The following is a 13543-nucleotide window of genomic DNA, read 5'->3' as shown; positions in this document are numbered from 1 at the left end:
CTGCTGGCGGGCATCCCTTACAGCGTCGTCGATTCAGCGCAGCCGAGCAAGCATCGACGCCGCATATGCCGCATAAGGGCCGATCCAGCGCTCGTGGATCGCGTGGATGGGCAGTGCATCGAGGTGATTCCAGCGCTCGCGCCCACGCTTCTCGGCGATCACCAGCCCGGCGCTCTCCAGCACGCCAAGATGCTGCATGACCGTGCAGCGATCCAGCTCCGGCAGGAGCGCGCACAGCATCCCGGTGGTTTGCGGGCCGCCCTTGAGCGCATCGAGCATCCGGCGGCGGGCGCGGTGACCCAGCGCCTTGAACAGCGCGTCGGCGGCATCCTCATTGTCCGTCTCGGGCTTTGCGATTTCAGTCTGCGTTGACATGTTATGTTTTTATAACATATGAGTCGCCCTATCAAGAGTCGGTGGTGCTTCCTTTGCGAGAGGATAGAGCATGGAACTGAAGTTCACGGTCGGCGGGCGGATCGCCAAGCCGGTGCATGAGGTGTTTGAGGCCGTGGTGAACCCGGCCCACCTCTCCCAATTCTTCACCACGGGCGGGGCACAGGGGCGACTGGAACCCGGTGCAACGGTGACCTGGGACTTTCATGACTTTCCCGGCGCCTTCCCCGTCGAGGTGATCGAGGTGGAGCAGAATGCCTGCATCGTGTTGCGCTGGGCCGGCGCGGACGACGCCGTGACGCCGGACGCGAAGGGCCGCGCGCTCACCACCGTGACAATGACCTTCGCCGCGCTGGACGACGGACGAACCCATGTGCAGATCAGCGAAGAGGGCTGGCGCGACAATGCGGCGGGCCTCAAAGCGTCCTACGGCAATTGCGAAGGCTGGACCGGCATGCTCTGCGCCATGCGCATGTGGCTTGAGCATGGGGTAAATCTGCGAGACGGCTTTTATAAGTGATGGGCTGTGCCTGCCCACTGACCTGACGAGACCCCACCCGTCACCAATCCGTCATCCTCCCTTCATGTGCGTGACGCCGTTCCGTCACCTCCCTGACGCAACGCCTCCCTATCTGCCGCCCCCAGAACAAAACCTGCTTTTGGGGACTCACCACAATGAAACCGCTTTACCCGACTTTCCGGGCCGCTTTGCTGTGCTCGGCCATTCTGCTTGCCACGCCTGCCTTCGCGCAATCCGCGCCCGTGCCGGAGGCCGAGAGCGAGGCTGGTGCGGACGGCGATACGATTGTCGTCACCGGCCAGCGACGCGCGCAATATGAGGCGACGGCGGAGAAGCGCGAGGCGTTTGCGGTGATGGATGCGATCTCCGCCGACGATATCGGCAAGCTGCCGGACCATAATACTGCGGCGGCGCTGCGGCGCATTCCGGGCTTGTCCGTCCAGGAGGATCAGGGCGAGCCGCGCTTCCCGGTGCTGCGTGGCCTGCAATCCACCTACAACCGCACGACGGTGGACGGCGCGCTGGTGGCGGGCGTGGATTCGGGCGGGCGCACGGTGCCGCTGGACATCGTGCCCTCCGTGATGGCGGGGCGGATCGAGGTCATCAAGACGGTGACGCCGGAGAATGACGCCAATGCCGTCGGCGGCATCATCAACATCACCACCCGCAGCGCCTTCGATGCCGGCCGGCCGTTCTTCAACGGCATCGCCTCTTATGGCATTTATGAGCAGCATGGCGAGGTGCGCAACAGCAAGCCCTCCTACCGGCTGGCCTTTGCCGCCGGCACCACCTTCGGCGCGGACGACGAATGGGGCATCGTGATCGGCGCGAGCCAGGAGCAGCTCGATTACGACATTCCGCAGATCGAGGTCGCCAGCCCCTCCGTGCGCGAATATACCGCCGCCGGCGCCCCGGTGGACAGCGGCGCGGCGACCGGCAACGGCATCCAGGTGCCGACCCAGCACCGCCTCTTCTGGTACAACAACACCAAGCAGCGCACCGGCGGCAATGTGAAGCTGGAATGGCGCCCGTCCGACACGTTCCGCTGGGAGCTTTCCGGCGTCGTCGCCCGCACCGAGGACGATGAGGAACGCATCGAATATCGCATGGAGCCGATCGGCAACGTCGCGAACCAGACGCAGACCAGCGGCCAGTTCGCGCGCGGGCGGATCATCGTGCAGCTCAACCAGCCGATTACGCGGCGCCTCGTTGCGCTCGGCCGCACCGCCTTCGCCTGGGATGGCGGCGAGCAGTGGAAGCTGGATGGTGACGCGGTGTTCTCGCTCGGGCGGATGCGCGTGCCCAATGAGAGCATCGAGTTCCGCACCCGCGATGCCGACGCGACCCGCTATGCCTTCAGCTATGACACGTCGGACTTCTACCCCGTGTTCACGCCGACCAACGCCGCCGCCGCGGTGAACCCCGCGAACTTCTATCTCCAGCAGCAGCGCAGCAATCTGGAAAAGTCGCTGGAGAAGAGCGGCCAGTTCCGCCTGAACTTCACTTATGGCGATGACAGCATCGATGGTGGCATCAAGCTCAAGACCGGTGCCGTGCTGCGCCTCACGAGCCGCAAGAACGAAGTCGAGCGGACCGACTACAAGGCCGCCAGCGGCTTCACCTACACGCTCGACAAGGTGGTGACCGCCGGGCCGAGCGAAGCGATCCGCGACAAATTCTACATTCCGATCCGCATCGATGCGCAGGCCTTTCCGGCCTTCTATCAGGCCAATCAGAGCCGCTTCACCACCACCGTCGCCTCGAAGGCGGGCGATTATAAGGTCAACGAGGACGTCTATGCCGGCTATGTGCAGGGCAGCACCCGGATCGGCAATGTCACGCTGCTCGGCGGCCTGCGCTATGAGCGCACGGAAGTCTCCTCGGATGCCTATCGCACGCTCGGAAGCGCGCTCACCCAGATCACGACGGACGGCAGCTATGGCAACTGGCTGCCCAGCGCGCACATCCGCTGGGATGTGACCGACCGCGTCGTGGTGCGCGGCGCTTATACCAACACCATCGGCCGGCCGGATTATTCCTCCATCGCGGCGAGCGAGACGCTCAGTTTCGATGGCAGCCAGCCAACGCTGTCCCGTGGCAATCCGGGCCTCAAGCCGCGCGAGAGCCGGGGCTTCGATCTCTCCTTCGAGTTCTACCCGAAGGATGGCGTGATCTCCGCCGCTTTGTTCCACAAGAAGATCAAGAACGAGATCTTCACCCTCTCCAATGTGGAGACGATCGATGTCGGCCGGGGCCCGGAGAGCGTACTCGTCTCTGAACCGCGCAATGCCGAAACGGCGACCATCAAGGGCCTGGAGCTGAACCTTCAGCAGGCGCTGACCTTCCTGCCCGATCCGTTCGACGGGCTGGGCGTGAGCGCCAACGCGACCTTCCTCGATACGCGCTTCACCTTCCTCACCACGGCCGGTCCGCGCGTGACCGGCCTGTTCCTCCAGCCGGATACGGTGTGGAACGCCTCGGTCTATTATCAGAAGGGCAAGTTCGAGGGGCGCCTGTCTTACAACTATATCGGCGGCTTCCTGGAGACGATCAACGACACCATCCCCAATGCCGACCAATATTGGAAGAGCCGTGGCACGCTGGATGCCAATATCAGCTATCGCGTCACCTCCAATATCACGCTGTATGCCGAGGGGCAGAACCTCAACAATCAGGGCCGGCGCGAGCTGGTCGGGCCCGGGCGCACCTACCTGCAGGAATCCGCCGAATATGGCCGGACCTTCTGGTTCGGCGTGGCGGCGAATTTCTGATGGGCCTGCTTCTCGCTCTGGCGGCCAGTGCCGCCACGGCGGCGGCGGCGGGGACACCCGCTGCCGCCCCGCCGCAAGGCCAGCCGGCCGAAACGCTGCGCCGCATCCCCGCCGAGGAAGCGCGGCAGGGGGTGGCGGTCGGTCGGGATGACGTCTACGCCGTCGCCAACTGGACCATCGCGCGCTACGATCGCAAGACCGGGGAACGACGGGCGATCTGGTCCGGCGAGCCGGCGCGTTACCCGCACATCAACAGCTGCGCGCTGATCAAGGCGGAGCTGGTGTGCGCGGCCTCCAACTTCCCCGCCGTGCCGCAGGCCAGCTCGGTCGAGATCTTCGATCCCGTCACCCTCGCCCACAAGCGCACTATCTCGCTCGGTCTAGGTACGGGCTCGCTGACTTGGGTCGACTGGCGTGACGGACACTGGTGGGGGCTGTTCGCCAATTATGACGGCAAGGGCGGCGAGGCACCGCGCGACCACCGCCACACCACCCTCGTCCAGTTCGATACGGACTGGCGCCGCACGCAAAGCTGGGCGCTGCCCGCCACGATCCTCGAGCGGATCGCGCCGATGAGCATCTCTGGCGGCGGGTTCGGCCCCGACGGACGGCTGTGGCTCTCCGGCCATGACAATCCCGAGCTCTATGTCACGCAATTGCCCAAGGGTGGCGCCACGCTGGACCATATCGCCACCGTGCCCATGGAGGCGGAAGGCCAGGCGATCGATTGGGACGAGAACCGGCCGGGCATCCTGTGGGGCATCAGCCGCAAGACCCGCGCCATGCTGGAAATGCGCGTGCCGCCGCTGCAGAAATAGGACGGCGACGGCGCCCCTCTCGCAACGCCGCCCAAGAATATTCACGCCCCGGAACGATCCCCGCATCGCGTCGGTTCTCCAGACGAACCCATCTACGGAGAACGCGACATGATCCGATCCTTCCTTATCGGCCTGGTGGCCGGGCAGCGTGGCATGACGCCCTTGGCGGCAGTGGCGACGGGCACGCGCAAGGGGGATATTCCGGTGGTGCTGCCTTTGCAGGGCCTGTTGCGCAATCCGCTGATCGCGGCGGGCACGGCGTCGCTGGCGGCGGCGGAGATGGCCGGCGACAAGATGAAGAGCGCGCCCGACCGGATCGTGCCGATCGGCCTCGCCGTGCGCAGCGTGACAGCGGCCTATGCCGGCGCCGCCCTGGCGCCACGCGGCCGCCGTGGGCTGGGCGCGGCCGTCGCGGTCGGGACGGCGCTGGCCTCATCCTACATCGGCTGGCGCGTGCGCTGCGCGGCGATGCGGCGTTATGGACAGACCGCGACCGGCTTTGTCGAGGACGCGCTCGTGCTGGGCAGCGGCCTTGCGATTGCGAGCCCAAGTGTGGCCGGGGCTGAACGAGCGACCTAAGCGGCGCGGGAAAGGTCAGTTGCTGCGCTTGGTGGCCGTTGTTTGATATTTCGGCTGATCAACTGCAATTCCCGGTCAAGACCATTGCTGCTTACCACTCACCCGCTATGCTGGCACCATGAGCGAGCCAAGCCAATACTCGGGCATGACCATCAACGAGCGGCTATTTGTCTCCCGGCTTATCGATGCTTTCGATGAAGCGGCGAAATCAAAAGATCGCCGGAAGATGATCGAACTCCTTACCGACATAGCTGTCGAGGATGCCGTTGCGTCTGCGGACGCGATCTTGGGAATTCCTAACCGCTAGCGTTGTCTGCTTCCGAGCAAACTCGCCGTTCGCCGAACTGCCTCAGCACTCCAAAGCACTCATGGCTGTTATCCGACCTTTGGCTGTGAAAGCGGACGTTCCGGATACGACGACATTGCGGACGTTCCACTAATTGGCCAGAATGGCGATGTGAAACCGATCCCGCCAACGCAAGCACAACTGAGAGTGGAGTACGCGCCCATCCGAACTTGGGTCGCCCTTTCTGCTCTTGGCGTGTTTCTCACGCTAGTACGTAACTGGCTGTATAATATACCTTTCGTTCCGGTCCGTGTCGGGCTGTCACCCTTTTTCGTTTTGACAGCTCTAGGTGCATTATATGCGGGAAGCATTTTGGTGTGGCTCGCTTGTCGTAAATACTACGTCCGTTAGCCACGCCAAACTGGCCGCTCATCCACCCTTCCTCACCCCTTCAAAGCGGCTATGGCTGTGGTCCGACCGTGGTGTTGAATGCGGACTGATCAGGCGCGACGCCATTGTCGGCGCTCCCTCCGTTCGTCCTGAGTAGGTGCTGAGCTTGTCCAAGCGGCGTAGCGAAGGACCGGCTTGCGCGCTGCGATGCTTCGATACGGCTCTTCGTTACGCGCCTGCGGCGCACCTCAGACCCTACTCAGCACGAACGGGGAAAATCGGCAACGACCGCGTCTCGGCGTAGACCGAGCGATCCGTGCCGCTCCTTAGCGGACGTTCCGTCACAAATGAAAATTGTCCACACGACCGCGGGCCATTTCCTCAAAATGCCGACCGACGCGGGATGGGAAGCGCTGCCCCTCATCCCACATGGCAGGCGAGCGCAGCGACGGTCTGGCAGACGGACTTCGCGCCTATCCTTGCAACGACGGCCGCGCCCGGACGGGGGAGACGGCGCGACCGTCGGTGCTCATGGCTGCGTGCAGCTGATCTGCGCCGCAGACTGATCCGATGTGTCGCCCGTCCGCCGGGCGATGGCGGGCGCCGCGCAGATAGGGCGCTGGATGCCGTTGAGGCCGGACATCGGCCCAGCGGTTGCGCTCAACTGATCGGGCCGCTTGCCCTGCTCCACCCACGCGACGAGGGCAGCGAAGGCGTCATATTGATCCGTCGCCGGGCCACCGGCGCAATGGCCCATGCCGGGCACCGGGAAGACGCGCACAAAGTCCCGCGCGGCGCCCTTGTACCGGGCATCGACCTCGCCCCACCAGGCCAGCGTGTCGTTCACCGAGAAAACCGGGTCCGACATGCCATGCGGCACGATGAGCTTGCCGCCCCGCGCGCGAAACGCATCAAGGTCGCTGGAGCGCGCGCCGATATCCTGCCAGGCCGAGCGCATGAACGGCGGCACCACCGCCTCGACGCCGGCGCGGGCGCGATCCATGTCGAGGCGCATGGCCCAGGCCAGCAATTCGTCGGGCGTGGCGCCGGCCAGCGTCGGCGGCGTCATGAAGACGGCGGCAAGCGAAGGCAGACCCATGGCGACATTGATCGGCGGCACGCTGCCATCGGGCGTGCCCAGCATCCAGATACGCCAGCCCATGTCCGCCCAGCCGGCATCCCACGGGAAGCCGGGATAGATTTGCGCGCCCTTGCTGTCCCGCGCGCCCTCGTGAATGCGCACCAGCGCGTCGAGCTGTGGCTGGGAGAGGCAGCCCTCGGCCTTGTCGCCCTTGCACAGGCTGGCGTGCAACTGCGGCAGCACTCTGGCAGAGGTGCACTGGCCGACCGCGCCGATCAGGCCATCGGTCGTGCCGTCAAGCGCGTCGCAGGCGGTGCGCACGGCCTGCCCGACCAGCGCGAGATCGCCCATGCTGAAACTTGCGCGCAGATTGGCAAGCGTCACCGGCTTGCCGGATGCCTGCACGACGGAGGCAAAGGCCTGCGTATTCCACGCCTCGGCAATCGCAGCCTTAGGCAGCGAGAAGCCCGGCGCGGCGGCGACAATCCCGTCGAACAGATCCGGGTAGCGCTGGGCGAGCATCATGCCCTCCTGCCCTCCCTTGGAACAGCCGACGAAATAGCTCTGGCGGGGATCGCTGCCGTAGAACTGGCGGATCGCCGCCTTGGCCGCATGGGTGACGACCGGCAGCGAGGTACCGCCATAATCGGCGCGCGCCTGCGGATCGAAACCGAAGGCGCTCGCGCCGCCTCGGGCGGGATCGCTATTGGTAGCATTATCGTGCCCGCTATCCTGCGAGAGCACGGCATAGCCCTGAACCAGGGCCGGCGCTGCGGCGGTCAGCCGGCCAATAGCGTCGCCCAGCTCGCCGTTGGTGCCGCCCCCGCCCGAAAAGAAGAACCGCCCGTTCCATGCCACCGGCAGGCGCAGATGGAATCTGATCGCATAGGCCTGGCCATCGACGCCGGTATGCGCGCGCGTCGCGCCGACGATGGCGCAATGGGCCGGCAGCTCGACTGGCGGCGGTGTCATGCCGGGAGGGCCGGGCGGCACCGGCGCGGGGCCAGCAGGATTGAAGGTCGCGCTGAGCAGCCGGGTGGAGGCATCCGGCCAATGACCCACCATCCCTGCCCCGAGCGCGGCGCATCGGGCGGTGGCATCTGCGATGGTCGCGGCTGGCATTGCGGAGGTCGTGCCCGACGGCGGGGCTTCGGTCGCCCGGAGCTGATGAGGAAGAAGCGCGAGGATGGCCGCAAGCGGCGCAAACATAAGGCGGTGCATGGTCATGACGGTCTTCCGCTCCTCTCCACAAGGCGCCGTCACAGTAAACGCGTGACAGCGAATCAGCAATCGATTACAAATTTCGTGCAGAATGACTCTGTCCGGGAACTGTCGGGGTGTGGCCGCGATGATGATTCCATTGCACGCCCCTCCCCATTCTCGCTCAGCGGCAACTGTGGACCGCGCGCCACAGACAAACTATTTTCTTTTTCATATAAATGAAAGGATTCGCCGAAACAAACGAAACCTCATAGACCAATAGCACAGCACGTCGCGGTCCTCTGCCAGGCTCATGGAAGCCGCCAAAAATGAATGAAGCAGAGGCACAGTCGGCGGACTGAAAATGAAAATGAGAAGCCTCGCACGCACCTGAAGGCACAATAGCCAAAGGAGGCCGGGGAAATAGACAAGGGAGAGGGAGGTTATGAAAGCCAATCGACAGGTTTATGCCGTCCGCGCACTGCTGACGTTGCTTTCGTCAACGACATGCATCGTTGCGATGGCACCCGCACTGGCGCAGCAAAACCCGCAGCAAGGCGAGGGTCTGGAAGAGATCATCGTCACCGCGCAACGGCGCGAGGAAAATCTCCAGAAGGTCGCCGTCGCCGCTACCGCGCTCTCAGGCCAGGGCCTGGTGGAGAAGGGCGTCACCCGGGTGGACGAGTTGCAGACGGTCGTGCCCTCGCTCTCCGTTACCGACGCCGGGCTGACGCAGAACGTCAACATTCGCGGCATCGGCCTCGCCAGCGGATCGCCCGCCGTGGCAAACGGCGTGGCGACCTATGTGGACGGCATCTTCCAGCCGCCCATCGTCACCACCTCCAGCTTCTACGACATTGCCACGGTGGAAGTGCTTCGCGGGCCGCAGGGCACCTTCGTCGGCTCCAACTCGACCGGCGGCGCGATCTTCATCAACACCCGCAACCCCAATCTTGCGGGCGTGGAAGGCTCCATCGAGGGCTCGATCGGCAATTATGACGCGCGCAGCGTGGAAGCGGTGCTCAACCTGCCGCTCTCGCGCACGCTGGCCATTCGCGGCGCCGGCAAATGGCGCACGCGCGATTCCTTCTACACCGACATCGGCTCCGCCGGCAGCTCGGCCGGTCGGCTCGATGAGCTATCCGGCCGCTTCGGTGCGTTGTGGAAGCCGACCGAGAGCTTCCAGGCGCTGTTCAAGCTGGAAGCCGCGGACAAGGAAACTGGCGGCTATGCCTACCGCCCCATTACCGGCACCGCCTATGCGGCCTATCGGACCAGCGACCCGCGCCTGATCGACTATGATACGCCGACGCAGAATGACGAGAAGGCAATCCAGGCCTCACTGGAACTGCGCTACGAGCTGGGATCGGGCATCACCTTGCGCTCGCTCAGCGGCTACCAGAACAAGCGCATCTTCAACCTCTACGACAGCGATGCGACCAATGCCGCGCGCTATAGCCTGGCGGATTCGACGCGCCTCGCGGTTTCGACGCAGCAACAGTTCGTGCGCGAGCGGGTGTGGACGCAGGAGTTCAACATCATCTCGCCGACCGATCAGGATCTTTCGTGGATCGTCGGTGGCTATTATCAGCGCAACCGGATCGACGTGATCATCGAGAACCGCTCGAATGGCTTCCCGACGGACATTCTGATCGACAATGACAAGGCCACCACCGGCGTCTTCGGCCAGGTGACGTACAAGATCACGCCGCAACTCGCGCTGGACGTGGGCGCGCGCTACTCGCACTTCTCGGTGACCGGCGGCGGCAGCGTCTCGATCGGTCGGGGCATCCCCACCTTCCCGCCAAACGGCTTGCAGGTGGCGGATCTGAGCGGCGACCACAAGGACGGGCGGATGACCGGCAAGGTCTCGCTCAACTGGACGCCGGACGAGAACAACCTGTTCTATGCCTTCGTCGCGCGTGGTTACAAGCCGGGCGGTTCTAACTCGCTGGTCTCCGAGTTCGATCCGGAAACGGTGATCGATTATGAAATCGGCTGGAAAGCGACGATGCTGGGCGGTGCAGTGCGCACCCAGCTTGGCGCCTTCTATTATGACTATAATGCCTTCCAGTTCGACGCTCTCGACCCGGCGACCGGACAGACGGCGGTGACAAACCTCACCGATGCCAAGGTGAAGGGCATCGAGGCGCAGGTGCAGGCGCGGGTCTCCGGCTTCACCTTCGATGCGGGCGTGGCCTTTGTGGATTCCGAGCTGGGCGACGTGACCTTCGTGGACACGCGCGCTTACGCCCGCGCATTCCCGGGCGTAACCCCGGCCGTGCAGTGCCCAACAGGCCAGGCATCCAATCCGCCGACCTGCATCGACTATACCCCGTTTCTGCGCACCACGGGCGGCGGCTCCAATCTCTACTCACCCAAATGGACCTATAATCTGGGTGCGCGCTACGACCTGTGGGTGGGCGATGTGAAGATCACGCCAAGCGTGAGCTACGCCTATGTCGGCCCGCAATGGACATATATCGGCTACTCGCCGATCAGCGACCGGCTGCCCTCACGGGGACTGCTCGGCGCCCGGCTTGGCGTGCAGAAGGGTGATCTGCTGGTCGAAGCCTATGGCACTAACCTGACCGACGAGACCTATGTCTCCGGCCAGTTCGGCGACAATGAGTTCTACGGCGCTCCGCGCGAATATGGCGTGCGGGTCCGGTACGACTTCTGATTGAGAGATGGGGCTGGTTCACTCGCTGTGGCCGGCCCCGCTCCTCTCCTGCCAGACCCTAGCCAGCGTCTTTCATGAGCGTGCGCGCAATGTAGCCGGACATGCCCGCCGAGCCGACAACGCAGTTCCGTCCGTTTGCCTTGGCCTTGTACAGTGCGCCATCCGCCGCGCCGATGACATCCTCCACGGAGTCCTCAGCCGAAGGCTGCAACACCGCCACACCGATGCTGACCGTGACCGGCGCGACATCCTCGCAGCCAGGATGTGGAATGGCGAGATCGAGCACCGCGCGCCGGAGCGTCTCGGCAAAGGCGAGGGCCGGTTCGGGCGCAAGGCCATAAGTGATCGCGGTGAACTCTTCGCCGCCGAAGCGCGCGATATAATGTCCCTGCCGGTGAACCTCGCTCTGCAACGCCAAGGCCACCCGCTCCAGGCAGCGATCGCCGGCATCATGCCCTGCGGTATCATTAAACAGCTTGAAGCGGTCGATATCGATCATGAGGATACCGAACCAGGCGTTGTCCACGCTTGCTGCCGCCCATTTGCCGTTCAGCGTCTCCGAAAGGCTCCGCCGGTTGCGCATGCCGGTCAGCGGGTCCGTCTCGGCAAGCTCCGCCAACGCCTTGGTCAAGGCAACAAGCTGGGCGGATTTGAGTTCGTCCCTCAGTTCGATGAGAAACGCATTTCGCGAAGAGCGCTCTGCCTGACAGCGCATAACGAGCGGCAGGAACGACGCGAGGGTAATGAATCCGCAGAGGGTAAGGGATTCGATGTTCGGGCCGCGCAGTAGAAAGGCCAGACCGAACATGGAGAGGATCGACAGCGTCGTGGTCGCCAGCGCCTGCCGCACCGAGGTAGGGATTACGAGATTTTTAAAGATCAGCAGCAGAGCCGCGGCCATCAAATAGCGGTCGCTATGCGGTTGCCCCACCTGAAGCCCGAGATAGGTCACGGTCGCGACAAAGATCACCATGGGCAGGATGATGGCGGCGTTCTGCAACCGCTTCGGGCCCCGGATCACGATCACCATGGCCAGCAGATAGGCCGGAGTCGTGATGCCCAACCGCAATGCCAGCCCCAGCTGCAGCTGACCGACGATATAATCCAGAGGCAGGCACGCCAGATTGGCAATCAGCGCCCCGATGTGCCAGCTGGCAATGGTTGTGCGCCTTTTCAGGTCAGTGCGGTCGAGATAGGCGGTTTCGAGGGACGGCTCCAGAGCGATCTGGCCAACAGGCCGCAACAATGCGCGTTCGATTGCGTCGATCCGCTCACTGGAAACCTGACCTTCGTCCATTGCTGACTCACAACAGCTTCTCAGCCGCACGGGCTATGGTGCGGATGTTAAGATGCCATTAGCATTCCAGCATCGGTCGCGCGACTCATCGCAAGTCCGGGGACCTGAGCCGCGCTCAGCTCGCCCAGCTCCCGCCCAGCGCCCGGAACACGTCGATCTGCGAGCGCGCGACCTCGGCATCCTGTGCGGCGAGCGCGGCTTCTGCCTCCGCAAAGGTGCGCTCGGTGTCGAGCAGCTGGAGGGAGTCGATGGCGCCCTCGCGCTGCTGGGCACGGGTGATGCGCGCGGCGGCGCCGGCGGAATCGCGGGCGGCCTGCAGGCGTTGGCGGCGCTCCAGCGCGTGGCCGTAGGTCGAGAGCGCCGTCTCGGTTTCCTCCAGCGCGTTGAGCACCGCGCCGTCGAAGGCGGCGAGCGCGGCATCGCTGTCCGCCCGTGCGCCGGCGATGCGCGCGCGGGCGGCCTCCTGATTGGGGAAAGACCAGCTGATGAGGCCACCCAGCAGCCAGCGCAGCGGGCCACCGCCGAACATCGCGCCGATATCATTGCCGGTCGATCCACCCGAACCGCCAAGGCTGATGCGCGGATAAAGGTCCGCCGTGGCGACACCGATGCGCGCGGTATCGGCAGCGAGACGACGCTCGGCCGCGCGCACATCCGGGCGGCGGGCGAGCAAGGTAGCCCCGTCCCCGACCGGTATGGCCTGACGGATTTCCAGCCCGATGCTGCGCTGGGCGGCAATCTCCGGCAAGGCGTCCGGGGTCCGGCCGGTGAGCGTGGCGAGGCGGAAGAGCGCGGCCTGACGCTGCGCCTCGATGAGCGGAATGTCGGCGGCGCGCTGGTCGCGCAAGGCGGCGATCCGCGAGACATCGAGCGTGGTCGCGAGGCCCGCCTCGCGCCGCTTGCCGGTCAGGTCCAGCAACCGGTCGAGCAGTCCCACGATCTCGCGATTGACGGCCAGTTGCGACGCGCCAGAGGCGGCATCGGCATAAGCCCGCGTGGTATCGGCGACGACGGCGACGCGCACGGCGTCGGCATCGGCGGCGGCCGCATCGGCATCGCCGCGCGCAGCTTCGACGCCCCGGCTCACCCGCCCGAACAGATCGACCTCATAGGAGACCGACAGTCCGGCATCGAGCGCCCAATCCTCACGCGGCGCTCCCGGCGCGCGCTGGCTTGCGGGCAGGCGGCCATAATCCCCACTGGCCGAGAGATCGGTGCGCGGCAGGCGATCCGCCCGTGCACCGCGCAGTCCGGCGCGGGCCTTTTCCAGCCGGGCGAGCGCGATGCGCACATCCGTATTGGCAGCAAGCGCGTCGGTGACCAGCCCGTCCAGCACGGGGTCATTGTAGAGCCGCCACCAGTCCGGCTGGACCGGGGCCGGCGCAAAGGCCGGGGACGCGGCGGAAAGAAAGGGGCCGGAGGACGCCGAGGGGGGCGTGGGGGCGACGTAGTCCGGCCCCACCGCGCACGCTGAAAGCGCCAGCGCGGAAACAAGAGGTGCGAAGATGCGATGAGCAGTCATGAT

The 13543-nt window shown here is 65.0% G+C and carries 10 protein-coding genes; 6 read left to right on the top strand and 4 right to left on the bottom strand.

All coding sequences use genetic code 11. The features are described from left to right. Nucleotides 1-33: 33 nt before the first annotated feature. Entirely contained in the window at nt 34-375 is a 342-nt protein-coding gene (locus tag M2342_RS03825; protein ID WP_264578105.1) for an ArsR/SmtB family transcription factor, read from the bottom strand. A 70-nt stretch (nt 376-445) separates the two neighbouring features. Between M2342_RS03825 and M2342_RS03820 the strand changes: the two genes are divergently transcribed. The 5 genes from M2342_RS03820 to M2342_RS03800 all read left to right on the top strand — a co-directional run bounded on the left by M2342_RS03820 (nt 446) and on the right by M2342_RS03800 (nt 5388). Then, nucleotides 446-913, top strand: a complete 468-nt coding sequence (locus M2342_RS03820) for an SRPBCC family protein (protein WP_264578104.1) — start codon at nt 446-448, stop codon at nt 911-913. Between the two features lie 155 nt (nt 914-1068). Further along, entirely contained in the window at nt 1069-3684 is a 2616-nt protein-coding gene (locus M2342_RS03815) for a TonB-dependent receptor (RefSeq protein ID WP_264578103.1), read from the top strand. Continuing rightward, on the top strand, nt 3684-4502 hold the full coding sequence (locus M2342_RS03810) for a hypothetical protein (protein WP_264578102.1): 819 nt from the start codon (nt 3684-3686) through the stop codon (nt 4500-4502). The genes M2342_RS03815 and M2342_RS03810 overlap by 1 nt, the downstream gene beginning before the upstream one ends. Nucleotides 4503-4610: 108 nt before the next feature. Further along, complete coding sequence (locus M2342_RS03805) at nt 4611-5081, top strand: DUF4126 domain-containing protein (RefSeq protein WP_264578101.1); 471 nt, start codon at nt 4611-4613, stop codon at nt 5079-5081. A gap of 118 nt (nt 5082-5199) precedes the next feature. Next, complete coding sequence (locus M2342_RS03800; protein ID WP_264578100.1) at nt 5200-5388, top strand: hypothetical protein; 189 nt, start codon at nt 5200-5202, stop codon at nt 5386-5388. 898 nt (nt 5389-6286) lie between these two features. Here the strand turns inward: M2342_RS03800 and M2342_RS03795 are convergent. Beyond that, on the bottom strand, nt 6287-8065 hold the full coding sequence (locus tag M2342_RS03795) for a tannase/feruloyl esterase family alpha/beta hydrolase (protein WP_264578099.1): 1779 nt from the start codon (nt 8063-8065) through the stop codon (nt 6287-6289). Nucleotides 8066-8483: 418 nt separating this feature from the next. Here M2342_RS03795 and M2342_RS03790 point away from each other — a divergent pair, with 418 nt between their 5' ends. Continuing rightward, on the top strand, nt 8484-10721 hold the full coding sequence (locus M2342_RS03790; protein ID WP_264578098.1) for a TonB-dependent receptor: 2238 nt from the start codon (nt 8484-8486) through the stop codon (nt 10719-10721). Nucleotides 10722-10779: 58 nt separating this feature from the next. Here M2342_RS03790 and M2342_RS03785 read toward each other — a convergent pair whose 3' ends face one another. Both M2342_RS03785 and M2342_RS03780 read right to left on the bottom strand, forming a co-directional pair. Next, nucleotides 10780-12018, bottom strand: coding sequence for a GGDEF domain-containing protein (locus M2342_RS03785; protein ID WP_264578097.1), 1239 nt, complete (start codon nt 12016-12018; stop codon nt 10780-10782). A gap of 115 nt (nt 12019-12133) precedes the next feature. Continuing rightward, nucleotides 12134-13540, bottom strand: coding sequence for an efflux transporter outer membrane subunit (locus M2342_RS03780; RefSeq protein WP_264578096.1), 1407 nt, complete (start codon nt 13538-13540; stop codon nt 12134-12136). Nucleotides 13541-13543: the final 3 nt, after the last annotated feature.

Origin of the sequence: Sphingobium sp. B8D3A, assembly GCF_025961995.1 — a bacterium.
GTDB lineage: Bacteria > Pseudomonadota > Alphaproteobacteria > Sphingomonadales > Sphingomonadaceae > Sphingobium.
Note: the sequence above shows the minus strand (reverse complement) of the source record. Positions and strands in the feature narration are given on the sequence as shown.

Coding starts and splice junctions, on each gene's coding strand:
- M2342_RS03825 (WP_264578105.1), bottom strand. CDS start 375: ATGTCAACGCAGACTGAAATCGCAAAGCCCGAGACGGACAATGAGGAT.
- M2342_RS03820 (WP_264578104.1), top strand. CDS start 446: ATGGAACTGAAGTTCACGGTCGGCGGGCGGATCGCCAAGCCGGTGCAT.
- M2342_RS03815 (WP_264578103.1), top strand. CDS start 1,069: ATGAAACCGCTTTACCCGACTTTCCGGGCCGCTTTGCTGTGCTCGGCC.
- M2342_RS03810 (WP_264578102.1), top strand. CDS start 3,684: ATGGGCCTGCTTCTCGCTCTGGCGGCCAGTGCCGCCACGGCGGCGGCG.
- M2342_RS03805 (WP_264578101.1), top strand. CDS start 4,611: ATGATCCGATCCTTCCTTATCGGCCTGGTGGCCGGGCAGCGTGGCATG.
- M2342_RS03800 (WP_264578100.1), top strand. CDS start 5,200: ATGAGCGAGCCAAGCCAATACTCGGGCATGACCATCAACGAGCGGCTA.
- M2342_RS03795 (WP_264578099.1), bottom strand. CDS start 8,065: ATGACCATGCACCGCCTTATGTTTGCGCCGCTTGCGGCCATCCTCGCG.
- M2342_RS03790 (WP_264578098.1), top strand. CDS start 8,484: ATGAAAGCCAATCGACAGGTTTATGCCGTCCGCGCACTGCTGACGTTG.
- M2342_RS03785 (WP_264578097.1), bottom strand. CDS start 12,018: ATGGACGAAGGTCAGGTTTCCAGTGAGCGGATCGACGCAATCGAACGC.
- M2342_RS03780 (WP_264578096.1), bottom strand. CDS start 13,540: ATGACTGCTCATCGCATCTTCGCACCTCTTGTTTCCGCGCTGGCGCTT.